The sequence below is a fragment of the Brucella sp. IR073 genome (assembly GCF_049065735.1).
Taxonomy (GTDB): domain Bacteria; phylum Pseudomonadota; class Alphaproteobacteria; order Rhizobiales; family Rhizobiaceae; genus Paramesorhizobium.
The window spans coordinates 284,597-311,019 of the sequence record NZ_JBAKHD010000001.1 but is presented as its reverse complement, the minus strand read 5'-3'; the positions used below and the strand labels follow the sequence as shown (position 1 = coordinate 311,019).

Sequence of the window (26,423 nt, the reverse complement as noted above, 5' to 3'; positions counted from 1 at the left end):
GGAGTAAGGGAATAGGGGAATAAGGGAGTATGTTTCGCATCGGCATACTCCCCTACTCACTTACTCCCCTACTCCCTTCTCAATAAGAATGGCTCTTCTTGTCCGTCACCGCCGCCTCGTCCACCTTGCCCCAGAGCACGTGATAGACCCAGCTGGTATAGGCGACGATCAGCGGCAGGAAGATGGCGGTTACCACAAGCATGGTGAACAGCGTTCCGTGGCTGGAGGATGAATCCCACACCGTCAGGCTCGATTTGGGATCGATCGACGAGGGCAGGATGAAGGGAAACATCGAGACGCCGACCGACGAGATGATGCCGAAAATGCCGAGCTTGCCGGTCAAGAGCGGCAGGATTTCCGCCTTGCTGCGCAGCGCGAAGAAGGTCAGGAGCGGGCCGAGCACGCCTAGCGCCGGGGCAATCAGCAGCCAGGAATAGGTGGTGTAGTTCGTGAACCATGCGCCGTGCTCCGCCACCACCGTCTTCAACAACGGGTCGGACGGGCCGGCGGGATTGATGGCGCTGGTGATGCGATAGCCGCCGATATGCTGCCAGAGGATCGCGCCCGCCGCGACATAGAGCACGATGGTCAGCAGCGCGGCAATGCCGCCGAGCCGTCTCGCGCGGGCCGAGACGATGCCGTTCGTCTTCAGCGCCAGCCAGGCGCTGCCATGCATGGCGAGCATCATGACCGACAGGAGCCCGCATAGCAGCGCGAACGGATTGAGCAGGCCGAGAAGATTGCCCTCATAGATGATGCGCATTTCCTCGGTGAAGCGGAACGGCACGCCCTGCAGCACATTGCCGACCGCAACGCCGAAGATGAGCGAGGGCACGAAGCCGCCGACGAACAGCGCCCAATCCCAACAGGTGCGCCAGCGCATGCTCTCACGTTTGGAGCGGTACTTGAAGCCCACGGGCCGCAGGATCAGCGCCGCGAGGATCAGGAACATAGCGAGGTAGAAGCCCGAGAAGGACACCGCATAGAGCGGCGGCCAGGCGGCGAAGATGGCGCCGCCGCCGAGAATGAGCCAGACCTGATTGCCCTCCCAAACCGGGCCGACCGTGTTGATGACGACGCGGCGTTCGACATCGGTTTTGCCGACGAAGGGCAGGAGCATGCCGACGCCGAGATCGAAGCCGTCCATGACCGCGAAGCCGATGAGAAGCACGCCCAGAAGCACCCACCAGATGAGGCGCAGGGTTCCATAGTCGATGAGTTCACTTAATATCATGATGTGTTACTCCGCCGCAGCGAGGTGAGGAGAAATGAGGATCGCCTCGGGCTCGTCGTCCGGTTCCGGCCCATGCTTGATGGCCTTCAGCATCAGGCTCATCTCGATGATGAGCAGCACTGTGTAGATGACGACAAAGCCCGCGATGGTGGCCAGCACGCTCGCCGCGCCGAGATCGGAGACCGCCACGGCTGTCGGCAGCACGCCCTCGATGATCCAAGGCTGGCGGCCGAACTCCGCGACGAACCAGCCGCACTCGATGGCGATCCATGGCAGCGGAATGGCGAGAAGCGCAACGCGCAGCAGCCATGGGTGACGGTCGAGCGAGCGGCGCGCCGAAAGGACGAAGAAGGTGCCCGTCAGCAGGATCAGGAACACGCCGATGCCGACCATGATGCGGAACGTCCAGAATAGCGGGAAGACCTGCGGCACGGTGTCATTGGCCGCCTTGGTGATATCGGCGGGGGTGGCGAGGCGCGGGTCGTCGACATAGCGCTTCAGAAGCAGCGCATAGCCGAGCCATTTGCCGTTGTTCTCGAATTGCTCGCGGATTTCAGGCGCGACATTGGCCTTGTCGCCGCCCGCGGCGCGGATCTTCTGGAGCGCGTCATAGGCGGCGATGCCCTTGACGATATGGTCGCGGGCCGTGGCCACCTGCTGGTTGATACCGGGGATCGGCGTGTCGAGCGAGCGCGTGCCGATGAGGCCCATGAGCCATGGGATATGCACGGCATAATGCGTCTCGCGCTTTTCCTGGTCCGGAAAGCCGAAGGCGGTGAAGGCCGCGGGCGCAGGCTCGGTGTTCCACATCGCCTCGATGGCCGCGAGCTTCATCTTCTGATGCTCGCTCGAGAGATAGCCGCTCTCGTCGCCCAGCACGACCACCGATAGCGCGGCGGCAAGGCCGAAGGAGGCCGCAACCGTCATCGAGCGCTTGGCAAGCTCGCTATGCCGCCCTTTCAGAAGATACCAGGCGGAGACGCCGAGCACGAAGACCGATGCGGCGACATAGCCCGCCGAAACGGTGTGGACGAATTTCGCCTGCGCCACCGGGTTCATCACCACATCGAAGAAACTGGTGATTTCCATGCGCATGGTCTGCGGGTTGAAGGCCGCTCCAACCGGGTTCTGCATCCAGCCATTGGCGATGAGAATCCAGAGCGCGGAGAAATTGGAGCCGGCGGCGACGCAATAGGTGGCGACGAGGTGGCCGACCTTGGAAAGGCGGTCCCAGCCGAAGAAGAACAGGCCGACGAAGGTTGCCTCGAGGAAGAAGGCCATCAGCCCCTCGATGGCGAGCGGCGCGCCGAAGATGTCGCCGACATAATGGCTGTAATAGCTCCAGTTCATGCCGAACTGGAATTCCATGACAATGCCGGTGGCGACGCCCATGACGAAATTGATGCCGAAGAGCGTGCCCCAGAACTTGGTCATCTGGCGCCAGATCTTGCGGCCGGTCATGACATAGACCGTCTCCATGATCGCCAGCAGGACCGAGAGGCCCAGCGTCAGCGGCACGAAGATGAAGTGATAGAGCGCTGTGATCGCGAATTGCAGCCGCGACAGCGTGACAATGTCGAATTCCATTCGGGTTTTTCGCCGGCTGGCCGGCGCTCCTTTCTTCTTTATCCGCAAGTCCGGACGGAAAACCGCTTTTGGACTTGCTTCTCCGCCATGCTCATGGGCATCGCGGACATTGCGGTTCACTCCTCCCGCAAACTGGAAATCATGGTTCCGAAAGCCGGGTCGCTTCTGTCGGCGATGGCGACGATCCCTCCCGCCTCGACGAGGGCGATGCGGCCGGCGCATTCCGCCTCGCGTCGCTTGTGCGTGGCGATCAGCAGCGCCCGCCCCTGCGCCTTTGCCTCGAGACGGGTGAGCACATCCTTCGCCGTCGCCGCGTCCAGCCCCTCGGTCGGCTCGTCGAGAAGCCAGAGCGGCGTGTCGCGCAGGAACAGCCGGGCAAGCGCCAGACGGCGCGACTGCCCGCCGGAGAGGCCCATTCCGCCCTCCCCCAGCCTGGAGTCGAGGCCATGGGGCAGAGCCCGGATGGTTTCGGCAAGCCCGGCATCATCGAGCGCCGCCCATAGCGCGGCGTCATCGGCGGCGGGGTTAGCGAGGAGAAGGTTCTCGCGCACACTGTCCTGGAAGAGTTCGGTGCGCTGGGTGACGAGCGTTGCCGGCAGCGCCTCGACCGTGCCCGACAGCGGCGCGGTCTCGCCTGACAATAAGGCCAGAAGCGTGGACTTTCCTGCGCCGCTCGCGCCGATGAGGGCCAGCTTTTCGCCCTGTTGGATCTCGATGGAGACGCCATGGAGCACGGGGGTCTCCGCGCCGTGATGGCAGGCGGTGACGGAGACGAGGCGGGCGGCTATTTGCGCTTCGAGCTGTCCATCATCCGCCTTCGGCACGTAACCAGAATAGCGTTCCGTTTCCGTCAGTCGTGGCCCCAATCTCTGCGCGGCGAGCGCGGTGCGGCCGAGTTCCATCGCGCCGCGCCGTAGGGCGGCGAAGGGCTCCATTGCGGCGAGCGCGACGAGCAGGCCGAGCGCGGCGACCGGTGTGCCGATGGTTCCCTTTTCGGCAAGCATGGCCATGGCGACGAGCGTGCCGGAAAGGAGCAGTGCCCCCGCGAGGCCGAAGCCGAAGGAAACGCGCGTGTCGATGCGGTTGAGGCTGTCGTCGGCTTCGCTCAGGCGGCGGTCCGCATAGGCGATAGCTTCAGCCTTGGCGGCGAGACGCCCGGCCATGACGAGCTCGGTCTGCCCGGCGACGAGGTCGATGGTGCGGGCGCGCAACGCTTCGACGGCTTTGGCGCGGCGGCGCATCGGTTTTTGGGCGGAAATTGCCGCGATGACCGGCAGGCCGAGCCCCACGAGAAGCAGCAGCGCGGCGATGGCGAGGCCCAAAAGCGGCGACATGAGGAAAAACGCGATCCCCGCCGCCAGCGCCGTCGCGAGCGCGGCGCCGGCCGGGACCAGGACCCGCAGATAGAGCGAATCCAGCGCATCGATATCGGCGGTCAAACGGAAGAGAAGCCGCGCGGGACGCATCAGGAGATCATGCGCGGCGCCGGGGGCGGCCCAGGCGCGGAATAGCCTTTCGCGCAGGGCGGCGAGGACGGCGAGCGTGGCGTCATGGGTGACGAGCCGCTCGCCATAGCGCGCGCCGGTGCGGGCGAGCGCGAGAAAACGGATGCCGGCGGCGGGGGCGAAGACATCGAAGGCGAAGGCGGTCGCGGCGGACATTCCGGCAATCGCCGTGGCGGTGATGAACCAGCCGGAAAGCCCTAGCAGCGCGATGCCGGCCAGAATCGTGCTTGTGGCGAAGACCATGCCGGCAAGCATCATGCCGCGCCGCTCGCGCGTAAAAAGAGAGAGAACCGGGCGAAGATGGCGGATCGTGTTCATGGCTCAGGCTCTCCTTCCGGCGTCCAGCCTGATCAGCCGGTCCATGCGCAGGGCAAGGGCCGGATCATGGGTGGCGACGATCAATGTCTTGCCTTTGGCCAGCGCGAGCAGGCTGTCCGTGACCTTCAAGGCTGTCTGGTGATCGAGATGGGCGGTCGGCTCATCGGCGAGGATGATGGCGGCCTCGGTGTTGAAGGCGGCGCGGGCGAGCGACAGGCGCAGCGCCTCGCCGCCGGAAAGGCCGATGCCGCTTTCGCCAAGCGCCGCGCGGTTCCTGACGACATCAGTAAGGTTTGCCACCTCCAGCGCCGCTTCGATGTCAACTTTATCGCCGTCGCGCCCAAGGGTGATGTTGGCCGCAGCGGAACCGGCGAAGATATGCGGCTTCTGCCCCACCCACGCCATGCGGGCACGGATATCCGCCATCGTTTCGGGGAGAAGCGGGACGCCGCACAGGGCGATATGCCCCTCTTCAGGCGTAACCAGCCCTGCCATCAGCGCAAGCAGGGTGGATTTGCCGCAGCCGCTCGGGCCCCAGAGGGCGACGTGTTCGCCGGGAGAAACGGTGAGGTTGAAATTGTCGAACAGGAGGTTGTCGCTCCCGGCGTGGCGGAAGCGGAGGTTGGAAAGTTCGACAGCCGGTGCGGCGTTCCCGTCATCCGCCCACGCGTCGGATGAGGCGTGCGGCGCGACGTCGGCCATCATAGCCACTCCCTCGTCGCCCAATTCCTCCAGCGCCTTCATCGCCGCCTCGCCCGAGGCACGGTCGTGCCAGACGGCGGAGAGGTCGCGCAGGGGCTCAAAGAAGGCGGGGGCGAGGAGCAGGATGAAGACGCTTTCCGGCAGCGTCAGCTTGCCGCCCCAGGCGCCGAAATCGAGCTGGCCGAGAAGGTGAAAGCCGGTATAGACCGCGACCATGGCGACGCCGAGTGCGGAGAAGAGCTCCAGCACCGCCGACGACAGGAAGGCGATGCGCAGCACGGCCATGGTGCGCTGGCGCAGGCTTTCGGCATTGCCGCGCAGGCGGCGGGCGGTGAGGTCCACGGCGTCGAAGGCGCGGATGGTGGAAAGGCCGCGCAGGCGGTCGAGCAGGAAGCCGTTCATGCCGCCAAGCTCCGCCAGTTGCGCCTCGCTCGCCGCCTTGGCGCGCCAGCCGATCAAGGCCATGAAGACCGGGATCAACGGCGCGGCGACAAGAAGAATGAGCGCCGCCACCCAGGAAAACCAGAGGACAACAGCTAAGATGACAAGTGGCACGACGCTCACCCGCTGCCGCACCGGCTGGAAGCGCGAGAGATAGGGAATGACCGCCTCGGCCTGCTCGGCGATGGCGCTGGCGGCGAGGCCCGAGGCGGGACGGCTGTTATCGAGCGGCGAGCGGTGCATGAGGGCCACAACCGCGCGCTCACGCAGCGCGGCAAGCGTCTCCCGAGCGGCTTTGAAAGCGATGCGGCTGCCGGCGGCGTCGAGCGCGGCGCGGACGGTGCCAAGCATAAGCACGGCGGCGGCGATCCAGATGACCTGCGTCAGCGCACCGCCCTTCATGACGAGGCCCAGCGCATAGGCCAGCAACCCCGCCTGCGGCAGCCAGAGCAGGGCGGCGCCGGTTTGCAGCACCGCACCTGCCCTGGCTTTCGTCTTGGGAGACGATTGAGAGATAATTTTTGACTTCACACGGCCTGCGTCAGGCGCGCTGGTTTCGGCGGCAGCCTCGGGGGCAGCCGCGAATTCGTTGGAGACAGCAATGGTCACGCGCTTTCACCGTCTTTCTTGCGGGATTGGCGGCCCTTGCCGAAGGAGACGATGCGATCCTTCGCCTCCAGAAAGCGCGTCACCTTCGCGCCTAGCGCCAGCAGGGTGGCGAGCCGGTCGGTGTCCAGCTGCTTGACATCGTCATACCAGTTGGTGAGCTGCTCGATGAGGCCATACATGTCCTGCATCCGGCTCTGCGCATATTGCTCGGTCTCGCTGGCGGGGCGCTGCATCAGGATTTCTCGCAGCACCGTCATGGTCGGGTCGATCTCGCGCTTCTTGCGCTCCTCGGCGAGGGTGCGCAGGATCTGCCAGACATCGTCGGGCGTGGTGAAGAAATCGCGCCGGTCATTCGGCAGGTGCTTCAGCACCACCAGGTTCCAGCCCTGCAACTCCCGCAGCCCCATGGAAACGTTCGAGCGCGAGACGCCCAGCGCCTCTACGATCTCATCGGCGCAGAGCGGCTCGGGCGAAACATAGAGCAGCGCATAGATCTGCCCGACCGTGCGGTTGATGCCCCAGCGGCTGCCCATTTCGCCGAAATGCAGCACGAAGGACTGAACGATAGGGGGAAGGTCCATGACACTCTCTTCCGAAATTTCAGTAATTTCTGAAATCTCAATAAGCCGCAATTTGCGCGATAGCAAGCAATTTGTAAAAATTTCAGGGCTATCAGAGGCATTTCGCCGCATAAGGGGCGGTTTGCGGCTGGCGCAGGCGCGTTGTGTCCCCCTACCCCGGAGGTTCCTCCCAACTTTGGAAAGGGGATAGCGTTGCCGCCACCTCGTGCCAAATCACGGATGTTCACGAATGGCAGAAATGTGAGATAGCCCAAACAGCTCGGCCGCGCGGCGAGCATGATTAATCTTTGTTCGCTATCTCACCGAATATTTTATGGGGCAATATATTTAAAGAAGCCAGCCATCCCGATGATCACCACCACGAAACCCAATAGCTGGATGGTCGTCGGCAAATTCATGACCCGGCCATCGAGCCGAGCGATATCGGCTTTGAAGTCCGTCAGTTTTTCGTCGTAGCGTTCATATTTCGCATCGACCTTGTCTATCTTATTTGAAAGCTCAGCCTCGACCTTATCGATTCTATTTGAAAGGCTGGCCTCGACCTTGTTTATTCTCTCCGGCAAACCACTGAGGCGGGCGACATCGACCTCGATGCTGCTCACTTTATCCAGCAGCTTGTCGAGCTTCTCATTCGTGCTCTTCGCCAGAGCTTCCAAGGCGGATATACGCGCTTCCATGCCGTCAAATGTACCGTCTCCGCCTCCCCCTTTCAAGGAGGATGCGGGCTGGCTTGGGCTGCTGCCAGCGGAAATATTACCTGCTACCCGTTTCGGCGCCGTGCTCATTTCGGATTGCCCCCTCCCCAGTTGACAAGAGGCAGGTTAGCGCAAGCACCGGAATGCGCAAGAGGGTGGAATCAGCGTCTTTTGCGCGTTTTCGTGAGCTTTTCTTTTGGCGGATGGCGGTGGAGCGCAGCGCGGGTGAGCAGCATCACCGCCACCGGGGTGGTGATCATGATGAAGACGCCGATCAGCACGGGCTGCAGGACCGGGCCACCATCCCGCACCGTGAAAAACAGGATTGAGGCGAGGAGGATGCCGCCCGCGCCGAAGCCCGCGCCCATGGAGGGTGCGTGGATACGGTCGTAGAACGTCCTGAAGCGGAGGAGGCCGATCGCGCCGATCAGCGTGACGGCGGCGCCCATGAGCAGGAGGAACCCGGTCAGCAGGGCCAACCAGAGGGGGAGATCCGCGTGCGTCACTCGATCACCTCCCCGCGCATGAGAAATTTGGCAAGCGCCAGCGTGGAGACGAAGCTCAAAAGGCTAATGATCAGCGCCGCCTCGAAATAAAGCATGTTGCCGTCGCGGATGCCGAGCGTGATGAGCAGAAGCATGGCGGCGATAGAGAAGGCGTCCATGGCGAGGACGCGGTCTGCCGCCCGCGGCCCGATGAAGAGCCGGATGAGCGCGAGCGCCATCGCGGCGACCAGCATCAATTGCGCCGCCAGAAGCGACCAAAAGAGAATGACACCGCTCATCCGTCCGTCTCCTCGAACATTTCCTTAAGCGGACGCTCATAGCGCTCAAGGATAAGATCACGCCAATATCGCTCGTTCTCCATGTGGAGCACATGCACCAGCAGCTCCCCGCTTCGCGCGTTATATCCCACCCATGCCGTGCCCGGCATGGCGCTGAGGATAACGGACAGGATCGCAAGCCCGGAGGGATCGCGCAGGGTAAGCGGAACGCGCATGAAGGCCGATTTCGGCCCTCTCTTCGAGAAAAGGATAAGCCGCGCGGCGGCGATGTTGGAGCTCACGGCATCCATGAAGACGTGAGCGAACAGCACCGGGGCGAGACGCCAGCGTCTGATATGCGGCTTCGACGGCTCCAGCGCCCGCATGGCCTGGGCGGCAAAAACGGCGATGACGGCCCCAAGCAGCGCCTGGCCTGTGGAGATGCCGTTCAACAGCAGCCACATGACGAACAGCGACAACGCCAGAAGCGGATATGGCAGGATGCGCGTCATCGGCTTTTCTCCTCCGGCTGCGGCGGGGAGAGAACGCTGTGGATATAGTCCTGGGGCGCATCCAGCGCATGCGCCGTCGCCTGCAGGTAGTGCATGACCGGCGCCGCCGCCACCACCAGTCCCAGGCAGAGCAGCAGGAGACCGACGACGGGCGCGATCTCCACGATCCTGACGGGCTGTATGTCGCGCTCCAGCGGCGTCCAGAAATTGCGGATGCCGATGCGTGTCAAGGAGATGAGTCCCCCCAGTCCGGCAAAGCCCATCAGCAATCCCAGCGCCCAATACATCGCCGGTATCGGCTCCGGACTGCCGAGGCCGTTCGGGTTCAGGATGGAGGTGATCAGCAGGAATTTGGCGATAAAGCCGGAAAAGGGCGGCAGCCCGATCAGCACGATCGTACAGATGACGAAGCAGGCGCTGAGAATGGCTGATCTCGCCGGAATGGCGGGGCCGACCTGCTCCTCGTCCTCGCCCTGGTCTTCATCCTCATCGTCATATGGGTCCAGCACATCGGCGACCGTATCGCGGCCGCGCTCGATGAGCTCCGCCAGGAGGAAGAGCGCGGCCACCCCGAACGTCGTGGAGAGCATATAGAACAGGAGGGCTCCCATTGTCGGCACACCGCCAACGCCGATGGCGGCAATGAGCGTGCCGGACGAGATGAGCACGCCGGAACCGGCCACCTGCGCGATTCCGCGCGCTCCCAGCACCCCCAGGGCCCCGAAGAGAATTGTCGCCATACCTCCGGCAACCAGCCATTGATCGCCGAAATCCGCCAGCACGCCCGTGCCGAAGAAGAGATTCGACAGCCGCAGGATGATATAGATGCCGACCTTGCTGAGGATGGCGAACATTGCCGCCACCGGCGCGGCGGCGGCGGCATAGGCCGGCGTCAGCCAGAAACCCAGCGGCCATATGCCGGCCTTGATCAGGAAGACGAGCGCGAGGAGCGCCGCGCCCGCCTCGACGAACACCCGGTCGCCCTCGGGAATCAATGGGATGCGCGTTGCCAGGTCCGCCATGTTGAGCGTGCCGGTCACGCCGTAAAGCAGGCTCACGCCGATAAGGAACAGCGCCGACGCAACCAGATTGAGGACGATATAATGCAGGCCCGCCTTGACCCGCCGGACGCCCGAGCCGTGAAGGACAAGGCCGTAGGAGGAGGCCAGCGTCAGCTCAAAAAAGACGAAGAGGTTGAAGAGATCGCCGGTCAGGAATGCGCCGTTCAACCCCATCAGCAGAAGCTGGAAGAGAGTGTGGAAATGCGGCCCTCCCCGCTGCCAGGCCGCCAGGGCGTAGACGAGCGAAGCGATAGCGAGAATGGCTGTCAGCACCAGCATCAACGCTGAAAGCCGATCGAGCACGAGGACGATGCCGAACGGCGCGCGATAATTGCCGATATGATAAACGTCCGCTGCCAGATCCTTTTTCGCCGCCATGGCCATCAACACCACCGCAACGCCCAGCAAAAGCGTCGCGGAGCCAAGGCTGATCGCTGCTTTCAACCCGTGGCGGCGCTCGTTGAAAAGAAGCATCAGCGCGCCGGTCACGAGCGGCAGCACGACCGGCATGACGATGAGATGATGGAGCCAGGGCGCCGTCATTTCTGCTCCCTGCCATCGACATGGTCGGTGCCCGTCAATCCGCGCGAGGCGAGCAGGACGACGAGAAAAAGCGCCGTCATGGCGAAGCCGATGACGATGGCCGTCAGCACGAGGGCCTGCGGCACCGGATCGCTATAAAGTGCGGGATCGCCGGGGCCATCGTTTGGCAGCACGGGCGGAGCGCCCAGCTTGAGCCGCCCCATGGCGAAGATGAAAAGATTGACCGCGTAGGAAATCAGCGACAGGCCGACGATCAGCTGGAAGGTGCGGGGCCGCAGTAGCAGCCAGATGCCCGAGGCGCTCAGGAGTCCTATGGCAAGCGCGATGATCAGTTCCATCGGCGTTTCTCCTTAGGAGGCGCTGCGGAATGCGCGGCCCGATGACTGCGCACCGACTGGTGCGCAAGCGCGACCAGCACCAGCACCGTTGCGCCGACGACGAGCAGAAACACACCGACATCGAACAGAAGCGCACTCGTCGCCGGGATTTCGCCCACCAGTGGCAGGACTGGATGGTACTTATACTCAGTCAGGAACGGATAGCCGAAGACCCAGGAGCCCATGGCCGTGAACGCGGCGATGAGAAGGCCGAGCGCGATCCAGCGCAGCGGCAGGATGCGCAAGCGGCTTTCGGCGCCGCGAATGCCAACCGCCATATATTGCAGGATAAACCCGGTCGCCAGCGCGACACCGGCGGCAAAGCCGCCGCCCGGCAAATCATGCCCGCGCAGGAACAGATAAACCGCGAAGACGATGATGACGGGAAAAAGCCATTGCATGATGACCGAAGGCACGGTGAGATAATCGGTAAGCGTATCGCCCGGCTGACGGTCTGCCCTCATCTGGTCGTCGGCATGCTGGATCTGCTGCTGGCGCGGAGCGCCGATGCTTTCCGGTGCGGGGCGGAAGCGGCGGAGCAGCGCGAAGACGCTCAAGGCCACCACGCCTAGCACCGCGATCTCGCCAAACGTGTCGAAACCGCGGAAATCGACGAGGATGACGTTGACGATGTTCCTCCCACCGCCTTCCGTATAGGCATGTTCGATGAAGTAATCGCCGATATTGCTCGGCAGCGGCCGCGTCATGATCGCATAGGCGAGAAAAGCCAGGCCGCCTCCGCTCACGGCAGCGATAAGAAAATCGCCATGGCGCCGGATGCGGGAACCGGTCTCGACCGGCATCATCTCCTCTCCCGCCGGGCGCTTGGGCAGCCAGCGCAAGCCCAGAAGGATGAGAACCATGGTGACGGTCTCGACCAGGAGCTGGGTCATGGCGAGGTCGGGCGCGGACGCCCAAGCGAAGGTAACGCAGGTGACGAGCCCAGCGCCGCCGAGCATGACCAGCGCCGCCAGCCGATGGAAGGTGGCGTTGGCCGCAGCCCCGACCGCGCAGATGCCGCCCAATATCCAGAGCATGGCGAAAACCGGATCGATGGGGAGCCTCGGCACCAGACCGGCGGCGGCACCTGCATTATAGAAAGGCAAAGCCCCGGCGACGAGTGCCGCCAGAACCAGAATACGCAATTGCGGCTGGAGACGGCGGGTGCCGATCCAATGTCTGGCGACGCGCGGCCAACGCCAGAACAGCGTGTCGAGAACAGGCTCGAAAATGCGCTTCGCCCTGATATGGCGGAACAAGGGAGGGCCATCCTCGCTCGTCGCCAGATATTTCTCCAAGAGGAAATAGAGCGCCACCCCGCCCGCCAGCGCAATCGCGCTCATCAGGAGCGGCAGGTTGAATCCATGCCAGATGGAGAGGCTGAAGCGCGGCGTTTCGGCCCCCAGCACGCCGATGGCGGCGGTACGCAGATAAGGCCCGACCGAGATGCCGGGCATGATGCCGATGACAAGGCAGGCGAGCACCAGGAAGGCGATCGGAATATACATCCAATGCGGCGGCTCGTGCGGCGTCCTCGGTAAATCCTTCGGCGGCGGCCCGAAGAAGACGCAGTGGATGAAGCGAGTCGAATAGGCGACCGTGAAGATGCCGGCAATCACGGCGAAGTAAGGCTCGGCAGCATCAAGCATGTTATCGCGGTGAAGCGCGACGGTTTGGGCGAAAAACATTTCCTTGGAAATGAAGCCGTTGAGAAGCGGCACACCGGCCATCGCCGCGCCCGCAACCATGGCAAGCGTCGCCGTGATGGGCATGAAGCGGAACAGGCCTCGGAGGCGGCGCATGTCGCGTGTGCCGGTCTCATGATCGATAATGCCGGCGGCCATGAACAGCGAGGCCTTGAACGTCGCGTGATTGATGATGTGGAAGACGGCGGCAACGGCGGCAAGCTGGCTCCCGAGGCTCAGGAGCAGCGTTATCAGGCCCAGATGGCTGATCGTCGAAAAGGCGAGCAGGCCTTTCAGATCCTGCTGGAACAGCGCGAACCAGGAGCCGAGGACGAGCGAAGCAAGGCCGGAAAGGCCGAGGACCCAGAACCATTCGGCGGTGCCCGCAAAAACCGGCCACAGCTGCGCCAGCAGGAACACCCCCGCGCCCACCATGGTCGCCGAATGGAGATAAGCCGAGACGGGCGTCGGCGCCGACATGGCGTTGGGCAGCCAGAAATGGAACGGAAACTGCGCGCTTTTGGTGAGCGCGCCGAGCACGATCAGCAGCATGGCCGGCAGGAAAAGCGGGCTTTCGCGGATGATTTCGCCGGCAGCAAGCACCCGGTCGAGATCGTAACTGCCGGCGATATGACCGAGAAGCACAACCCCGAAAAAGAGCGCGGCACCGCCGAAGCCGGTCACCATCAACGCCATGCGCGCGCCTTCCCGCGCCCCGGCGTTCTGGTACCAGTAGCCGATGAGGAGGAAGGAGGTGATGCTGGTCAGTTCCCAGAAGATGACGAGCAGGACCAGATTGCCTGAAAGCACCAGGCCGAGCATGGCGCCCATGAAAGCGAGGAAATAGGAGAAAAAGCGCGGCACGGGATCGGCGGGGGACATGTAATAGCGCGCATAGATGATGACGAGCAGGCCGATGCCCGTCACTAGCACGGCGAACATCCAGGCAAAGCCGTCCATGCGCAGCTGGAAATCCAACCCATAGGCAGGGAGCCAGCTTAGCTCACCGCGCACGACACCGCCGCCGCGGACGACCGGATAAAGCACGAGAGTGATGATCAAACTGGCAAGAGCGACCGCCCCGGCGAAAAAAGCCTCGCCATTATGATCGCTCTGCCGGAAGAAAGCGATGATAATGCTGCCCGCAAAAGGGATGCTTACAAGCAGAAGCAGCAGGACGCTATTACTCATCATCCGCCGCCATACCTTCCCTTAAAGAACAGATCACAAGATCTTTCGAGATAGACTATAGCTTTCAATAGGCTACACCGTCGTAAACAACGACATAAACTATCATTATTTTCGCGTTTTTCACTTTAACCTCTCCAGATTATTATGCAAACGGCACAACTTACTCTATGGCCGCTCGCTATCCGAAGGTCTGAACGCCGCCTTCGGCTAGATGCCAGGCGGGGTCCGTCATTAACCCAAGCGCTCTTGAACGCATGAAGGAGCGAAAGGCTCCCTCGGTTGTTGCTCGCTACGCTGAATTCGTCTCCATACCCGCGCGACCGCACCCCCCTCTGCCCTGCCGGGCAGAGGGGGTATGCTTGGCGATTCCCTCAAAACGGGAACCGCACTGATCCCGGCAAATCCTACTTCCCCGCCACGCCTTCCAGTTCCGCCAGCACATCGGCGTTAAGGTCGAGCTCCGCGGCGGCGAGGTTCTCGTGCAGATGGGCGACGGAAGAGGTGCCGGGGATGAGCAGGATGTTCGGCGCGCGGCGCAGCAGCCAGGCGAGCGCCACCTGCATCGGCGTTGCACCGAGACGCGCCGCAACATCGGACAGGGTGGACGATTGCAGCGGGCTGAAGCCGCCGAGCGGGAAGAACGGCACATAGGCGATGCCGTCACGGGCGAGATCGTCGATGAAAGCATCGTCGCCGCGATTGGCCAGATTATAGAGATTCTGCACGCAGACGATGTCGCAGATGCGGCGGGCTTCCGCGAGCTGCGTAGCGGTGACATTGCTGAGGCCGATATGGCGCACCAGCCCCTGCCGCTGAAGATCGGCGAGCACGGTCAGCGGCGCCTCGATCGACCCTTCGGCGGGACGGAACGGATCGAACATGATGCGCAGATTGACGACTTCGAGCACATCGAGCCCGAGATTGCGCAGATTGTCATGGACGGCCTGCGTCAGCTCCTGGGGCGTATAAGCGGGGAGCCATGACGCATCGTCGCCACGGCGCGCGCCGATCTTGGTCACGATGACAAGATCGTCCTGGTAGGGATGCAACGCCTCACGGATCAGCTGGTTGGTGACGTGGGGGCCGTAGAAATCGCTGGTGTCGATGTGGTTGACGCCGCTCTCCATCGCCTCGCGCAGGACGCTTATCGCCGCGTGGCGGTCCTTGGGCGGGCCGAATACGCCCGGTCCGGCGAGCTGCATGGCGCCGTAGCCGAGGCGCTTCACGGTGCGGTCGCCGAGCTTGAACGTGCCGGCTTTGATGATATCGGTCATGGGTATCTCCTCTTTCTGACAGCTTGGAGATAGACCCTGTTCTGCCCTCTGATAATCCAGTACAATCGGGATGGGCTGTGCGGAGAAATGAACAATGGCTGTCGATCTCGGAGATCTAAATGCCTTCGTGGCGGTGGCGCGGGCGGGCGGCTTTCGCGATGGCGCGCGGGTGAGCGGCGTGAGTCCCTCCGGTCTCTCCGAGGCGATCCGGCGGCTGGAGGCAAAATTGGGCGTGCGGCTCTTCAACCGCACGACGCGCAGCGTGGTGCTGACCGAAGCGGGCAAGGGCCTGATGGAGCGGCTTTCCCCTGCCCTCACCGAGGTGGAGGCGGCGCTCGATGTGGTCAATCGCTATCGCGAGCGTCCCACGGGCGTATTGCGCCTCAACGTGCCGGTGAGCGCGGCGCGGCTGGTGCTGCCCAAAATCGTCCCGTCCTTCCTTACGGCCTATCCGGACATCAGACTGGAAGTCGTGACGGAGGAGAATTTTGTCGATGTGCTCGCCGCCGGATGCGATGCGGGCATTCGCTATGAAGAACAGCTGGAGCAGGATATGATCGCCGTGCCCATCGGGCCGCGCATCCAGCGCTATGCGATGGCCGCCTCCCCTGCCTATCTCGACGCACGGGGAAGGCCCGAACACCCGCGCGACCTCCTCGATCACGCCTGCCTGCGCCACCGTTTTCCCAGCGGCGCGATGCCGCCCTGGGAGTTCGAGCGCGACGGCGAGATCGTGAAGGTCGATCCGCCCGGACCGCTCATCGTGCAGGCAAGCGGCGGCATCGATCTGGCCGTGGATGCGGCCATTGCCGGTCTTGGCATTGTCGGGCTGTTCGAGGATTGGCTCCAGCCTTATTTCGACAAGGGCGCGCTCAAACCGGTCCTGGAGCCCTGGTGGCAGCGCTTCTCCGGGCCGTTCCTTTATTATCCCGGACGGCGCTTCGTGCCCGCTCCGCTCAGGGCTTTCGTCGATTTCATCAAGGCGCAGAATATTCCCCGCTAAAATCGCCTTGCTGTATAAATTCATGATACGAAAGTAATCGTAGTGATTTTTACCCAAGGAGAACGAAAATGCGGAAGATCATCGTCGGTGCGATGACCAGTCTCGACGGGGTGATGCAGGCGCCGGGCGGGCCTGAGGAAGATCCGACGGGGGATTTCAAATTCGGCGGCTGGGTGCCGCATTATTTCGACAAGACGCTGGAGGAGATGGTGGGCGAGATGTTCTCAAAGCCCTTCGACCTGCTCCTCGGCCGCAAGACCTATGACATCTTCGCCGCGCATTGGCCCTACGCGCCCCCGGGCGATCCCATCGGCTCGGTGTTCGACCGCATCAACAAATATGTTGCCACCCGCAATCCGGACCTGAAGCTCGACTGGCAGAACAGCCATGTGCTTCGCCCCGATGCCGTGGCGGGAGTGAAGGCGCTCAAGGACGGAGATGGCCCGGATTTGCTGACGCAAGGCTCGACCGATTTCCTGAAGACGCTTTTTCAATATAATCTGGTCGACGAGATCAATGTCTCGATCTTCCCGCTCATTCTGGGCAAGGGCAAGCGGCTGTTCGGCGACGGCTCCTTCCCCCATGCCTGGAAGCTCGTCAGTTCGAAGACCTCCGACAACGGCGTCACCATCAACAAATATGTTCGCGGCGGCGAGATCGTCACCGACTCGTTCGCGTTCGAAACGCCGAGTGCGGCGGAACTGGAGCGGCGGCGGAATTTGACGTGATGGGCTTCTTATCCCCCATCCGCTTGCGATGCGCGGAGCGTTTGGGGATAATGTTGTCAAACTGACATATGCCTCAGGTAATGATCAAAAACTGACATTTCTATGTCCGTTAACGATCATTATTAGTGGGGCGCAATATGCGGAAAAAAACCAACAGCATGATGACAGCCGCCAAGCTTGGGGTGGCTGTCGGAGCCATCATGGCGGCGATGCCGGCGAAAGCGGCGGACAACACGATAAGAATCATCTCCCTCAACACGTGGGGAGCCAGCAGCCTGAATCCGACGGCTCTCGATCTTTTCACCGGCGGAAAATACGACGTCATCACAATACAGGAATATAATACCAACTACGGCAACGACATCGAGGCGAAGCTGCCGCCCTATGCGAAGTTCGCCAATGGAGACACCGGGCTGGCTTCGGCGCTGCCGGTAACCACCGGACTGGGCGGCGTGCAGAAAACGCCTTACATGAAACTGGGCGCCGAGGGCGGGCGGCCGACAACGATCGTCGCCACGGAACACCTAAACTATTGGGACGACCCGTTCGATCACCGCGTCAGGGAAGCCAAGGAGCTCAATGACTGGGCCAAGAGCGAAATCAACCCGATACTCATTACCGGCGATTTCAATGCCGGCGACGTATCGGAGCGCGGCCTCCTCGAAGTACCCCAGCAGGAATTGCTGCTGACGCGTGCGAGAGAAACCCAGAACGCCGACTATAAGGCATGGGCGCTACAATATGTAGCACGCAACCATCCCATCGGTTCAGAAAAATACAAGGCCGCCGAGGACTATATAAATAAAACTTCCGACAGCCGCCCGACAGACCTGTTTACCGACGAGCTCTATCCCATCAAGGGAAACACGCCCAACACGCTGAACATCCTCAAGAAGGACTATCAGCTTCTCCAGAACCCCGAAGACAGGGAAAAATTCGCTCCGCACGAACTGGCCGATGGTAGCACGACATGGCCCAGCATCGGAGAGGACGACGAGGCGTTCAAATGGCCGTCCTGGGGACGCACCCAGATCGACCATTTCATGGCGTCGCGCCCTTACGCGAAATGGTGGAAGCTGGTCGATCAGCCCGGCGACAAATATGTGGGCGGCGTTCTCGATCCCTCGGTCACCGTCGGCCCTGACGGAAAGCCCCTCTCCGACCATGAGGCAGTGGCGCATGATATCGCCTGGATGGGGCCGCGCGTGATAGAGACGGCCGATGGCAAGGCCGGGCTGATTTTCGACAACGAGGCAAGCGGCTTCGACGGCGCGGGCGAATTCAAGCTTTCGCGCAACAACAACCGCACGGACGTTTATCTGGGACAATTGTCCGACGAAAATGGGGTGCCGATCTACCGGCGTCCGGAGATGGTTCAGCCGATCTCGCAACAGGATTTGGCCCTGCTCGTTTCCTATGCGATCTATGACCGGCATGATACCGCGCCTTATCTGGCGCAGTTGAGAACTTTCGTTCCATCGGACAAGATGGAAATTTTCGACAAGCGCGTGGCGGAATTGCTCGTTGGAGCGGAAACGCGCAACGCAGCCTTCCGCAAGGTCATCGATGATTACTTCCAGGCGCATCGCGACGAATTTCCAGGCGTAAGCGCCTATGACAAGCTCGAATGGGAGGATTGGGGCAACATCCTCATCAAATATTTGAAGGCCGACCTGACCTTCCAGACCGTTCCCACCGATACCGCTACCCCCGCCTGGAACGAACTGCGAGCGGCACTCGGCCTCGACGATCCGGCGGAGCGGGCGCGCTTGAGCAAGCTGACCGGCCTCGATTTCGAGAACGACCCTTATGCACCGCTCAAACTCCAGCTCAGCTGCCTCGACGCCAAGCATCTCTCGCTGCAGGGCGCGAAGGATCTGTGCGTGGACGACCACAGCCGCTTCAAGGATATCGCGATCACCGATGGCAAGACGGTGGCCATCGATGAAAGCGAAGCGCTGGGTTCGGCTGACGGCACGATCATCCTCGCCAATGGCGGCATCCGCACGGCGGGACCGGACGAGAAATGGGCGAGTTGGACGGGCCCGGTGACGAAGATCGACAAGGCCGTCCGGCTGGAGGGGCTGGGCTGGATCGATGTTTCGCATCCGACCGTGCCGGTCGATATGATGAAGGCGATTTCCGGCAAGGGCACGTTCGAGAAGCGGGGCGCGGGCACGCTCAACCTCATGGCCGCCAACAGCTATACCGGCGGCATCATCGTCACCGAAGGCACGTTGCGCGCCGGCGTCAAGGGCGCTTTCGTCGACGATACCGCCTATGCGGTCAATGGCGGCACGCTCGATTTGGGTGGCTTCGACCTCACCATGTCGCTGCTGACCGGCGCGGGATTGGTGAAGACCGGCGGGGCCTCGCTCGACGTCGACACGCTCGCGCCGGGAGGCGATGACATCGGCACGCTGACTGTCGATGGCGATCTGACGCTTGGGGCAGGCTCGACCTATATCGCCAATATCGCGCCTGACGGCAAGGGCGACAAGCTGGCGGTAACGGGGACAGCCATGCTTCAAGGCGGAGATATCTATATCGCCAAGCTCGCGGGCAATTACATGCCAGGGCAGCGCTATACGATCCTGACCGCCGGCGAAGGCGTCACCGGCACGTTCGGCAATTTGAGCCAGAACATGCCCTTCGTCGATCTCGGCCTCACCTACGATCCGCGCAATGTTTATCTCGACATCGCGCGCAACGATGTGGCGTTCCCCACCGTGGGTATCACGCGCAACCAGAAGGCCACTGCCGGTGCCGTCGAGGCGCTCGACGCGGGTAACGATGTCTATGATGCAGTCGTGCTGCAGGACAGCGAGGCGGCGGCGCGTGTGGCCTTCGACCAGCTCTCAGGCGAGATCCACGCCTCGGCCCGCACCGCGCTCATCAATGACAGCCGCTTGATCCGCAGCGCCGTCAACGACCGTCTGCGTGCCGCCTTCAACGATGTGGCGGCGAGCGATGTGCCGGTCATGGGCTTCGGGCCGGATGCCAAGCCGCTGGTGAAAGGCGAGACGCCGCAAATGGCGGCGTGGGGCCAGGCCTTCGGCGCGTGGAGCAAGACGAAAAGCGACGGCAACGCCGCCGATCTCGACCAGTCGACCGGCGGTTTCATCACCGGCTTCGACGCGGCGGTGGCCACCGACTGGCGTCTCGGCGCGTTCGCCGGCTACAGCCGCACAACCTTCGATGCGAAGGGTTCGGGCGAGAGCGACAATTATCATGCCGGCGTCTACGGCGGCGGGCATTTCGGGGCGCTGTCGGTCCGCTCTGGCCTTGGCTATAGCTGGCATTCGGTCGAGACTTCGCGCGTCGTGGCCTTCCCCGGCTTTGAGGATCGTCTCAAGGCCGATTACGACGCCGGTACGTTCCAGGCCTTCGGCGAGCTCGGCTACCGGATCGATATGAAGCAGATCGCTTTCGAGCCCTTCGCCAACCTCGCCCATGTGCGGGTGAAGACGGACAGCTTCACCGAGACGGGCGGCGCTGCGGCGCTGTCGGCGGCGGAAGAGACCACCTCCACGACCTTCACCACGCTCGGCCTTCGGGCTTCCGCGCCGTTCACGCTCGGCACTGTTGAGGCAGAAGCGCGCGGCACGGTGGGATGGCAGCATGCCTATGGCGATACAACACCAGTCTCGACGCTGGCCTTCGACGGCGGCAATGGCTTTACGGTCGCCGGTGTGCCGCTGGCGGAAGACATGGGTCTTGTTGAAGCCGGGTTCGACGTCAAGCTCAGCGAGCGCACCACGCTGGGCATCAGCTACACCGGCCAGTTCGGCTCGGATGTGCAGCAGAACGGCGTCGATGCACGGTTCGCCGTGAAGTTCTGACGGGAGAATGGCTCCGGGCGTCTCGAAAGGGGCGCCCGAGGCTTGTTTTAAGTCTGGCTTAAAGACAGCAGCTCCGTGGGTACGCCAAGGAGTGGACCGGCTTTGGCAAGCCGTTCATCAAATGTGCAGACGGCAGCTCCATGTTCCGAGGCGATAGCCAGATGCAAAGCATCGCCGCTGCGAACACCCAAGCTGTAACGATCCGCAAATCTCGCCGCTGTGCGAAAATGCTCGCTGGTCACCGGCAGCAGCATAAAGCCTGCGACAACAAGCGAATTAAATTCCGCGAGGGATGCTGCTCGCTGTTCGATCGTGAGCGTTCCGGTCCTTACCTTCAAAGCCACCGCGGACGAAAATTCAGTAATCGTCCAATCGCTGATGCATAATCGCGCCGGTTCGTGTTCCCTAAGCCAAGCTTGCGCACGACCACTTGCGATTTCGGCATTTGAGAGTGCAGCGACGATCAACGAGGTGTCGAGATAATACATGCGTTAATAACGCTCATCCTCCCGCATCCGCCGTATAAACTCCCCGGGATCCTCGGTTTCCTTTGGCAGTGTATCGGTGAAAGCCCGCAATCTTTTGAAATCAATTGGCTTGCGAGGAGGTATTGGCTTCGGCTCTGGTTCCACCGGAACAAGCCGAGCCACCGTCTTTCCACCTCGAATGATCTCAATGGAATCCCCAGATTCCACCTGATCGATAAGCTCGTTCAAATGCGCCTTTACATCCGCCAGATTAACCGCGCCCATGTCACGCTCCCGACTATATCACCCAACATATAACACACGGAATGCGCGAATTCCAGTTATATCCCCTCCCCCTGGCTCACCATCGTCGCTTCCTGCGTCAGCGTGGCGATGAAGCGTTTGGTGCGCTCGTGCTCGGGGTTGCTGAAGAGCTGCCGGGCCGGCCCTTTTTCCACAACGACGCCGCCGTCGAGGAACGCGGCTTCCTGCGCAATGGTCGAGGCGAGGCGCAGATCGTGGGTGGCGATGACCATGGTGGTGCCTTCCTTGGCCAGATCGCTCAGCACATCCACCACTTCCTGCGCCAGTTCCGGGTCGAGCGCCGAGGTCGGCTCGTCGCAGAGCAACACCCTTGGCGACATGGCGAGCGCGCGGGCGATGGCGACGCGCTGCTGCTGGCCGCCTGACAGCGTGGCCGGCCAGGCATCGGCCTTGTGTGCCATGCCAACCTTCTCCAGAAGCTCCATTGCGAGGGTCCGAGCGCGCGCCTCCGGCCATTTCAGCACAGTCACCGGACCTTCCATGACGTTTTCGATCGCGGTGCGATGGGGGAACAGCTGGAAATTCTGGAACACCATGCCGGTCTGGCGGCGGATGCGCTGGATTTCGGCGGCGGGAACGCGCTTGCCTTCCTGGAACGCGACGCGCTCATCGCCGATGCGCAGAGCGCCCGAGGTGGGGATTTCGAGCAGGTTGATGCAGCGCAGAAGCGTGCTCTTGCCCCCGCCCGAAGGGCCGATGAGAGCCGTGACGCTGCCCTCTTTCATGGCGAGGCTCACGCCTTTGAGGACGGTCAGATCGCCGAATTTCTTTACGATATTTTCCAAGCCGATCATGACCGCGCCTCGATGAAACCGCCATAGCGCCCCAGCCGCTTTTCAAGCCGGGCCTGGAGATGGGAGAGAACCGAACTCATCACCAGATAGATGAGCGCGGCCTCGATATAAAGGATCAGCGGCTCATAGGTGGTAGCGACGATGCGCTGCGCCGCCATGAACAGCTCCGGCACGGTGATGGCGGCGGCCAGAGACGTATCCTTGACGAGCGAGATGAAGGTGTTCGACAGCGGCGGCACGGCGACGCGCGCGGCCTGCGGCAGCACGGTGCGGCGCATGGCCTGCGACCAGTTCATGCCGATAGAATAGGCGGCCTCCCATTGCCCCTTGGGCACCGAGCTGATGGCGGCGCGGATGATCTCGGAACTGTAGGCGCCGATGTTGAGCGTGAAGCCGATCAGCGCCGCGGGGAAAGCGTCAAGCACAATGCCAGCGCTGGGCAGGCCATAGAAGATCAGGAACAATTGCACCAGCAGCGGCGTGCCTCTGATGATCCAGACATAGAAGCGCACGAGCCAGACTAGGGGGCGCGGACCGAACAGCCGGATAAGCGCGACGATGAGGCCGAGTGTGAGCCCGAACGCAAAGGAAAGAAGCGTGAGAGGAGCGGTGAATTTCACGGCCGCGATCAAAAGCGGTCCGAGCGATTCCAGCATGAGCTGAAGCCAGTTAGGCAAGGAAGCGTCCTCCGGGGAATTGTGAAAGCTGGCACCACCGGCGCTCTACGCCGACGTTTCCATATCGATACAAACCAATCAAACAAAAGACTGGCCGATCCCATGGACCGGCCAGTCCTTCATAACCTCAACTCCGCTTATTTCGAAACGTCCTGGCCGAAATATTTGTCGGAAATCTTCTGGTAGGTGCCGTCGGCCTTGATATCGGCCAGCGCCTTGTTGATGGCGGCGAGGAGGTCGGGCTGGTTCTTGTTGATGATGACGCCGGAATAATCCGCCTTGTCCTGCGTGGCAACGATCTTCACATTGGCGTCGGGCTTGTGCTTCTTGAAGTCGAGGAAGGACAGGCTGTCATTGACGGTGGCGTCGGCGCGGCCATTGAGAACCAGCTGGATCGACTGGTCGAACCCATCGGTTCCGACGAGCTCGGCGCCGTTCGAGGCGGCCAGCTTACCGAAATTGCTGGTCAGCGACTGGGCCGATTTCTTGCCCTTCAAATCGGCGAAGCTCTTGATATCATTGTTGTCGCCGCGCACGATCAGCACGGCCTTGGAGGCGATATACGGCTCGGAGAAGTCGTACTTCTTCTTGCGCTCCTCGGTGATGCCGACCTGATTGATGACGGCATCATAACGGTTGGCGTCGAGCCCAGCGATGAGACCGTCCCAGCGGCCTTCCAGGAACTGCGCCTTCACGCCCAGTTTCTGCGCGATCGCCTCACCGATCTCCACGTCGAAGCCGACGAGCTTGCCCGTGTCGTCGTGATAGGTGAAGGGCGCGTAGGTGCCCTCGGTGCCGATGCGGAACACGCCGGAGGACTTGATCTCCGCCAGATCATTGGCATGGGCGGGAGCGAGCGCGAGAACCTGCAGGGCGCCGGCGACAAGCAGCGAAAGCAAGCGTTTCATGATTTTGCGTTTCCTGAGTTTCGGCCTTGCGGGCCGGAGATTGCATGGAAGCCAGAGAATGGCAAAAACATAACAGGATTGAAACGCGAATGGTTTTCTAAAGAGAAGAAATATTGGAATTTGAATCGCATAAAGCGTTTCGTTTTAGCAAAAAATCATCGATCACCTGTCACGGTGGCGGCAAAGCGCAAAAACCTCCCCTGGCTCGCCAGCCAAAAATGACAGGGAACCCCGCAGCCAGCAATTCGTTCTTTCATCAGACCAAACAGGAAGGAGAAATGGGATGAACTGGGATCAAATCGCAGGTCAGTGGAAGCAGGTTAAGGGCAAGCTCCGCGAACAGTGGGGTGATCTTACCGACGACGACATCGACCGTATCGAGGGCAACCGCGATCAGCTGGTCGGCCGGGTTCAGGAGCGCTATGGCATCGCCAAGGAAGAAGCCCAGCGCCAGGTGGACGACTGGTCGAGGGGCTTGAATTAACGCAGGCTCTCGTAAGTAAGGAGCCCGCCGGTTCTGCATGGAGCCGGCGGGTTTTTCATATCAAGCCGCTAGAAACCCGTCGGGTTCCACCATCTCCAGCCCGAGCGCTTCCGCGACGGGACGATTGGTGAGGCGGCCTTTATGCACATTGAGGCCGTTGCGCAGGTGCGGATTGTCGATCAGTGCCTGAATGCCATGGTCGGCGAGCTGCAAGCCGTATCTTAAAGTCGCGTTGTTGAGCGCGCGAGCGGAGGTGACGGGCACCGCGCCCGGCATGTTGGCGACGCAATAATGGATGACGCCGTCCACCTCATAGACCGGATCGGAATGGGTCGTGGCACGGGAGGTTTCGAAACAGCCGCCCTGATCGATGGCGACATCGACGATGACGGCGCCCTTTTTCATGCCTGAGAGCATGTCGCGGGTGACAAGCTTCGGCGCGGCGGCGCCGGGGACCAGCACCGCGCCGATGACGAGATCGGCCGAGAAAATCTCTTCCTCCAGCGCCTCGATGGTCGAATAGCGCGTGTGAATGCGGCCCCGGAAGAGCTCGTCCAGCTCACGCAAACGGGGAATGGAGCGGTCGAGAATAGTGACGTCGGCACCAAGGCCGGTAGCCATCATGGCGGCGTTGACGCCGACAACACCGCCGCCGATGATGGCGACCTTGCCTGGAGATACGCCCGGCACGCCGCCCAGGAGAATGCCGCGCCCGCCATTGGCCTTCTGCAGTGCCGTCGCCCCGGCCTGCACCGCAAGACGGCCCGCGACTTCGGACATAGGCGCCAGAAGCGGCAGGCCGCCGCGCTCGTCGGTCACGGTTTCGTAGGCGACGGCTGTGACGCCCGAGGCAAGCAGCCCCTTGGCCTGTTCCGGATCGGGCGCCAGATGCAGATATGTGTAGAGGATTTGCCCTTCGCGCAATTGCGCCCATTCGGAAGGCTGCGGCTCCTTCACTTTCACGATCATGTCGGATTTTAGGAAAATCTCCTCCGCCGTCGGCACCACCCGCGCGCCCGCGCGCCGATATGTGTCATCGTCGGCACCGATGCCCGCTCCAGCGCCGGACTGGACGATCACTTCATGGCCATGGGCGACATATTCGCGTACGGCCCCCGGCGTGAGGCCGACGCGATATTCATGGTTTTTGATTTCCTTGGGGCAACCGATGCGCATCACGCCCTCCTCTTCTTCCAACAGGGATATTGAAGAAATAGGAGAGAGAGCGGCAGTTTCCAATCAAGCGCGCTTTAAGTTGTTTCGTCGCATGATCTCATTCTAGATCCCCTGCCCGCCCGAGACTTCGATGCGCTGGGCGTTGATCCAGCGGTTATCCTCGGTGAGCAGGCTTGCGATCATCGGGCCGATATCATCGGGCACGCCGACGCGGCCAAGGGCGGTCATGCCGGCGAAGAGGCTGTTGAATTCCGGCGTATCGCGGACCGCGCCGCCGAAAAAGTCCGTCTCGATCGCCCCCGGCGCAACCGTATTGACCGCGATGCCGCGGCTGCCCAGTTCCTTCGCCAGATAGACGCTTAGGACCTCGACCGCGCCCTTCACCGCCGCGTAAGCGGACCAGCCGGGAGCCGCGACCCGTGTGAGTCCGGAGGAGAGGTTCACAATGCGCCCGCCATCGGCGATCAACGGCAGCAGCGTCTGGGTGAGGAAATAAACGCCCTTGAAATGGACATCAACCAGCCGGTCGAACTGTTCTTCGGTCGTCTCACCGATAAGCGCATAGTCGCCATGACCGGCATTGTTGACGAGATGGTCGAAGCTTTCGCGGCCCCAATTCTCGCGCAGTGCGGCGCGCAGGGTTTCGGCAAAGGGCGCGAAGGCGGCGACATCGCCCGTATCGAGCTGGAAGGCGAGCGCGCGGCGGCCCAGCGCCTCGATTTCGGCCATAACCGCCTCGGCATCGGCGCGACGGCTTTGATAGGTGATGATGACATCGCCGCCGCGGCGGGCAATGCTGATGGCGGTGTTGTGGCCAAGGCCGCGGCTGGCGCCGGTGACAAGAGCAATCTTGGTCATGCTGGAACTCCCTTATGTGCGCGTTTCGATGCCCATTCATATCCACCATGCGAGCCCCGCCTTGTTGCGGGAAACTCGCCGATT

The 26,423-nt window shown here is 62.2% G+C and carries 25 protein-coding genes; 5 read left to right on the top strand and 20 right to left on the bottom strand.

The genetic code is table 11. From position 1 onward, the window contains the following. Positions 1-79 precede the first annotated feature (79 nt). From cydB to ACOWVG_RS01430, 13 genes are all read right to left on the bottom strand, one after another. Positions 80-1,234 carry a cytochrome d ubiquinol oxidase subunit II gene (gene cydB / locus ACOWVG_RS01490; RefSeq protein ID WP_420959686.1) on the bottom strand — a complete coding sequence of 385 codons (1,155 nt, stop codon included), beginning with the start codon at positions 1,232-1,234 and terminating at the stop codon, positions 80-82. A 6-nt stretch (positions 1,235-1,240) separates the two neighbouring features. Next, positions 1,241-2,821: a cytochrome ubiquinol oxidase subunit I gene (locus ACOWVG_RS01485; protein WP_420959685.1), complete on the bottom strand. Its 1,581-nt coding sequence runs from the start codon at positions 2,819-2,821 to the stop codon at positions 1,241-1,243. Positions 2,822-2,937: 116 nt separating this feature from the next. Continuing rightward, positions 2,938-4,644 carry a thiol reductant ABC exporter subunit CydC gene (cydC, locus tag ACOWVG_RS01480; RefSeq protein WP_420959683.1) on the bottom strand — a complete coding sequence of 569 codons (1,707 nt, stop codon included), beginning with the start codon at positions 4,642-4,644 and terminating at the stop codon, positions 2,938-2,940. A 3-nt stretch (positions 4,645-4,647) separates the two neighbouring features. Beyond that, entirely contained in the window at positions 4,648-6,318 is a 1,671-nt protein-coding gene (cydD, locus tag ACOWVG_RS01475; protein WP_420960149.1) for a thiol reductant ABC exporter subunit CydD, read from the bottom strand. Positions 6,319-6,392: 74 nt separating this feature from the next. After that, entirely contained in the window at positions 6,393-6,977 is a 585-nt protein-coding gene (locus tag ACOWVG_RS01470; protein ID WP_420959682.1) for a GbsR/MarR family transcriptional regulator, read from the bottom strand. 311 nt (positions 6,978-7,288) lie between these two features. Continuing rightward, positions 7,289-7,762, bottom strand: coding sequence for a hypothetical protein (locus tag ACOWVG_RS01465; RefSeq protein ID WP_420959681.1), 474 nt, complete (start codon positions 7,760-7,762; stop codon positions 7,289-7,291). A 71-nt stretch (positions 7,763-7,833) separates the two neighbouring features. Further along, complete coding sequence (gene mnhG, locus ACOWVG_RS01460) at positions 7,834-8,121, bottom strand: monovalent cation/H(+) antiporter subunit G (protein WP_420960148.1); 288 nt, start codon at positions 8,119-8,121, stop codon at positions 7,834-7,836. A gap of 53 nt (positions 8,122-8,174) precedes the next feature. Continuing rightward, positions 8,175-8,456 (bottom strand): K+/H+ antiporter subunit F, encoded by a 282-nt coding sequence (locus ACOWVG_RS01455; protein ID WP_420959680.1) that lies wholly within the window; start codon positions 8,454-8,456, stop codon positions 8,175-8,177. After that, positions 8,453-8,947, bottom strand: coding sequence for a Na+/H+ antiporter subunit E (locus tag ACOWVG_RS01450; RefSeq protein WP_420959679.1), 495 nt, complete (start codon positions 8,945-8,947; stop codon positions 8,453-8,455). Before ACOWVG_RS01450 ends, ACOWVG_RS01455 begins: the two co-directional genes overlap by 4 nt. Beyond that, complete coding sequence (locus ACOWVG_RS01445; RefSeq protein WP_420959678.1) at positions 8,944-10,551, bottom strand: monovalent cation/H+ antiporter subunit D; 1,608 nt, start codon at positions 10,549-10,551, stop codon at positions 8,944-8,946. The genes ACOWVG_RS01450 and ACOWVG_RS01445 overlap by 4 nt, the downstream gene beginning before the upstream one ends. Continuing rightward, entirely contained in the window at positions 10,548-10,889 is a 342-nt protein-coding gene (locus ACOWVG_RS01440; RefSeq protein ID WP_420959677.1) for a Na+/H+ antiporter subunit C, read from the bottom strand. Before ACOWVG_RS01440 ends, ACOWVG_RS01445 begins: the two co-directional genes overlap by 4 nt. Then, on the bottom strand, positions 10,880-13,807 hold the full coding sequence (locus ACOWVG_RS01435) for a monovalent cation/H+ antiporter subunit A (protein WP_420959676.1): 2,928 nt from the start codon (positions 13,805-13,807) through the stop codon (positions 10,880-10,882). The genes ACOWVG_RS01440 and ACOWVG_RS01435 overlap by 10 nt, the downstream gene beginning before the upstream one ends. Positions 13,808-14,208: 401 nt before the next feature. Continuing rightward, entirely contained in the window at positions 14,209-15,078 is an 870-nt protein-coding gene (locus ACOWVG_RS01430; RefSeq protein ID WP_420959675.1) for an aldo/keto reductase family oxidoreductase, read from the bottom strand. Between the two features lie 94 nt (positions 15,079-15,172). Here ACOWVG_RS01430 and ACOWVG_RS01425 point away from each other — a divergent pair, with 94 nt between their 5' ends. From ACOWVG_RS01425 to ACOWVG_RS01415, 3 genes are all read left to right on the top strand, one after another. Beyond that, positions 15,173-16,081: a LysR substrate-binding domain-containing protein gene (locus tag ACOWVG_RS01425; RefSeq protein WP_420959674.1), complete on the top strand. Its 909-nt coding sequence runs from the start codon at positions 15,173-15,175 to the stop codon at positions 16,079-16,081. 68 nt (positions 16,082-16,149) lie between these two features. Beyond that, positions 16,150-16,809 (top strand): dihydrofolate reductase family protein, encoded by a 660-nt coding sequence (locus tag ACOWVG_RS01420; RefSeq protein ID WP_420959673.1) that lies wholly within the window; start codon positions 16,150-16,152, stop codon positions 16,807-16,809. 137 nt (positions 16,810-16,946) lie between these two features. After that, a complete protein-coding gene (locus ACOWVG_RS01415) occupies positions 16,947-20,651 on the top strand; it encodes an autotransporter domain-containing protein (protein ID WP_420959672.1) in 3,705 nt (1,234 codons plus the stop codon). A 47-nt stretch (positions 20,652-20,698) separates the two neighbouring features. On the opposite strand, the gene ACOWVG_RS01410 is transcribed toward ACOWVG_RS01415, so the two are convergent. The 5 genes from ACOWVG_RS01410 to ACOWVG_RS01390 form a co-directional block, all read right to left on the bottom strand. Continuing rightward, positions 20,699-21,139 (bottom strand): type II toxin-antitoxin system VapC family toxin, encoded by a 441-nt coding sequence (locus tag ACOWVG_RS01410; RefSeq protein ID WP_420959670.1) that lies wholly within the window; start codon positions 21,137-21,139, stop codon positions 20,699-20,701. Between the two features lie 3 nt (positions 21,140-21,142). Next, a complete protein-coding gene (locus tag ACOWVG_RS01405; protein WP_420959669.1) occupies positions 21,143-21,403 on the bottom strand; it encodes a type II toxin-antitoxin system Phd/YefM family antitoxin in 261 nt (86 codons plus the stop codon). 56 nt (positions 21,404-21,459) lie between these two features. Continuing rightward, a complete protein-coding gene (locus tag ACOWVG_RS01400) occupies positions 21,460-22,236 on the bottom strand; it encodes an amino acid ABC transporter ATP-binding protein (RefSeq protein ID WP_420959668.1) in 777 nt (258 codons plus the stop codon). Continuing rightward, positions 22,233-22,913, bottom strand: a complete 681-nt coding sequence (locus ACOWVG_RS01395) for an amino acid ABC transporter permease (protein ID WP_420959666.1) — start codon at positions 22,911-22,913, stop codon at positions 22,233-22,235. The genes ACOWVG_RS01400 and ACOWVG_RS01395 overlap by 4 nt, the downstream gene beginning before the upstream one ends. Positions 22,914-23,050: 137 nt before the next feature. Next, positions 23,051-23,821 (bottom strand): amino acid ABC transporter substrate-binding protein, encoded by a 771-nt coding sequence (locus ACOWVG_RS01390; protein WP_420959664.1) that lies wholly within the window; start codon positions 23,819-23,821, stop codon positions 23,051-23,053. Between the two features lie 113 nt (positions 23,822-23,934). Here ACOWVG_RS01390 and ACOWVG_RS01385 point away from each other — a divergent pair, with 113 nt between their 5' ends. Continuing rightward, a complete protein-coding gene (locus ACOWVG_RS01385; protein WP_420959663.1) occupies positions 23,935-24,108 on the top strand; it encodes a hypothetical protein in 174 nt (57 codons plus the stop codon). Beyond that, positions 24,105-24,305, top strand: coding sequence for a CsbD family protein (locus tag ACOWVG_RS01380; RefSeq protein ID WP_420959661.1), 201 nt, complete (start codon positions 24,105-24,107; stop codon positions 24,303-24,305). Before ACOWVG_RS01385 ends, ACOWVG_RS01380 begins: the two co-directional genes overlap by 4 nt. Positions 24,306-24,365: 60 nt before the next feature. Here ACOWVG_RS01380 and ald read toward each other — a convergent pair whose 3' ends face one another. Next, complete coding sequence (gene ald / locus ACOWVG_RS01375) at positions 24,366-25,481, bottom strand: alanine dehydrogenase (RefSeq protein WP_420959660.1); 1,116 nt, start codon at positions 25,479-25,481, stop codon at positions 24,366-24,368. 102 nt (positions 25,482-25,583) lie between these two features. Further along, complete coding sequence (locus tag ACOWVG_RS01370; protein WP_420959659.1) at positions 25,584-26,339, bottom strand: SDR family oxidoreductase; 756 nt, start codon at positions 26,337-26,339, stop codon at positions 25,584-25,586. Between the last annotated feature and the right edge of the window lie 84 nt (positions 26,340-26,423).

Bases quoted from the DNA above. Each gene is read 5' to 3' on its own strand.
- cydB (WP_420959686.1), bottom strand. From the start codon at position 1,234: ATGATATTAAGTGAACTCATCGACTATGGAACCCTGCGCCTCATCTGG.
- ACOWVG_RS01485 (WP_420959685.1), bottom strand. From the start codon at position 2,821: ATGGAATTCGACATTGTCACGCTGTCGCGGCTGCAATTCGCGATCACA.
- cydC (WP_420959683.1), bottom strand. From the start codon at position 4,644: ATGAACACGATCCGCCATCTTCGCCCGGTTCTCTCTCTTTTTACGCGC.
- ACOWVG_RS01470 (WP_420959682.1), bottom strand. From the start codon at position 6,977: ATGGACCTTCCCCCTATCGTTCAGTCCTTCGTGCTGCATTTCGGCGAA.
- ACOWVG_RS01465 (WP_420959681.1), bottom strand. From the start codon at position 7,762: ATGAGCACGGCGCCGAAACGGGTAGCAGGTAATATTTCCGCTGGCAGC.
- mnhG (WP_420960148.1), bottom strand. From the start codon at position 8,121: ATGGGCGCCGCCGTCACGCTGATCGGCGCGATCGGCCTCCTCCGCTTC.
- ACOWVG_RS01455 (WP_420959680.1), bottom strand. From the start codon at position 8,456: ATGAGCGGTGTCATTCTCTTTTGGTCGCTTCTGGCGGCGCAATTGATG.
- ACOWVG_RS01450 (WP_420959679.1), bottom strand. From the start codon at position 8,947: ATGACGCGCATCCTGCCATATCCGCTTCTGGCGTTGTCGCTGTTCGTC.
- ACOWVG_RS01445 (WP_420959678.1), bottom strand. From the start codon at position 10,551: ATGACGGCGCCCTGGCTCCATCATCTCATCGTCATGCCGGTCGTGCTG.
- ACOWVG_RS01440 (WP_420959677.1), bottom strand. From the start codon at position 10,889: ATGGAACTGATCATCGCGCTTGCCATAGGACTCCTGAGCGCCTCGGGC.
- ACOWVG_RS01435 (WP_420959676.1), bottom strand. From the start codon at position 13,807: ATGATGAGTAATAGCGTCCTGCTGCTTCTGCTTGTAAGCATCCCTTTT.
- ACOWVG_RS01430 (WP_420959675.1), bottom strand. From the start codon at position 15,078: ATGACCGATATCATCAAAGCCGGCACGTTCAAGCTCGGCGACCGCACC.
- ACOWVG_RS01425 (WP_420959674.1), top strand. From the start codon at position 15,173: ATGGCTGTCGATCTCGGAGATCTAAATGCCTTCGTGGCGGTGGCGCGG.
- ACOWVG_RS01420 (WP_420959673.1), top strand. From the start codon at position 16,150: ATGCGGAAGATCATCGTCGGTGCGATGACCAGTCTCGACGGGGTGATG.
- ACOWVG_RS01415 (WP_420959672.1), top strand. From the start codon at position 16,947: ATGCGGAAAAAAACCAACAGCATGATGACAGCCGCCAAGCTTGGGGTG.
- ACOWVG_RS01410 (WP_420959670.1), bottom strand. From the start codon at position 21,139: ATGTATTATCTCGACACCTCGTTGATCGTCGCTGCACTCTCAAATGCC.
- ACOWVG_RS01405 (WP_420959669.1), bottom strand. From the start codon at position 21,403: ATGGGCGCGGTTAATCTGGCGGATGTAAAGGCGCATTTGAACGAGCTT.
- ACOWVG_RS01400 (WP_420959668.1), bottom strand. From the start codon at position 22,236: ATGATCGGCTTGGAAAATATCGTAAAGAAATTCGGCGATCTGACCGTC.
- ACOWVG_RS01390 (WP_420959664.1), bottom strand. From the start codon at position 23,821: ATGAAACGCTTGCTTTCGCTGCTTGTCGCCGGCGCCCTGCAGGTTCTC.
- ACOWVG_RS01380 (WP_420959661.1), top strand. From the start codon at position 24,105: ATGAACTGGGATCAAATCGCAGGTCAGTGGAAGCAGGTTAAGGGCAAG.
- ald (WP_420959660.1), bottom strand. From the start codon at position 25,481: ATGCGCATCGGTTGCCCCAAGGAAATCAAAAACCATGAATATCGCGTC.
- ACOWVG_RS01370 (WP_420959659.1), bottom strand. From the start codon at position 26,339: ATGACCAAGATTGCTCTTGTCACCGGCGCCAGCCGCGGCCTTGGCCAC.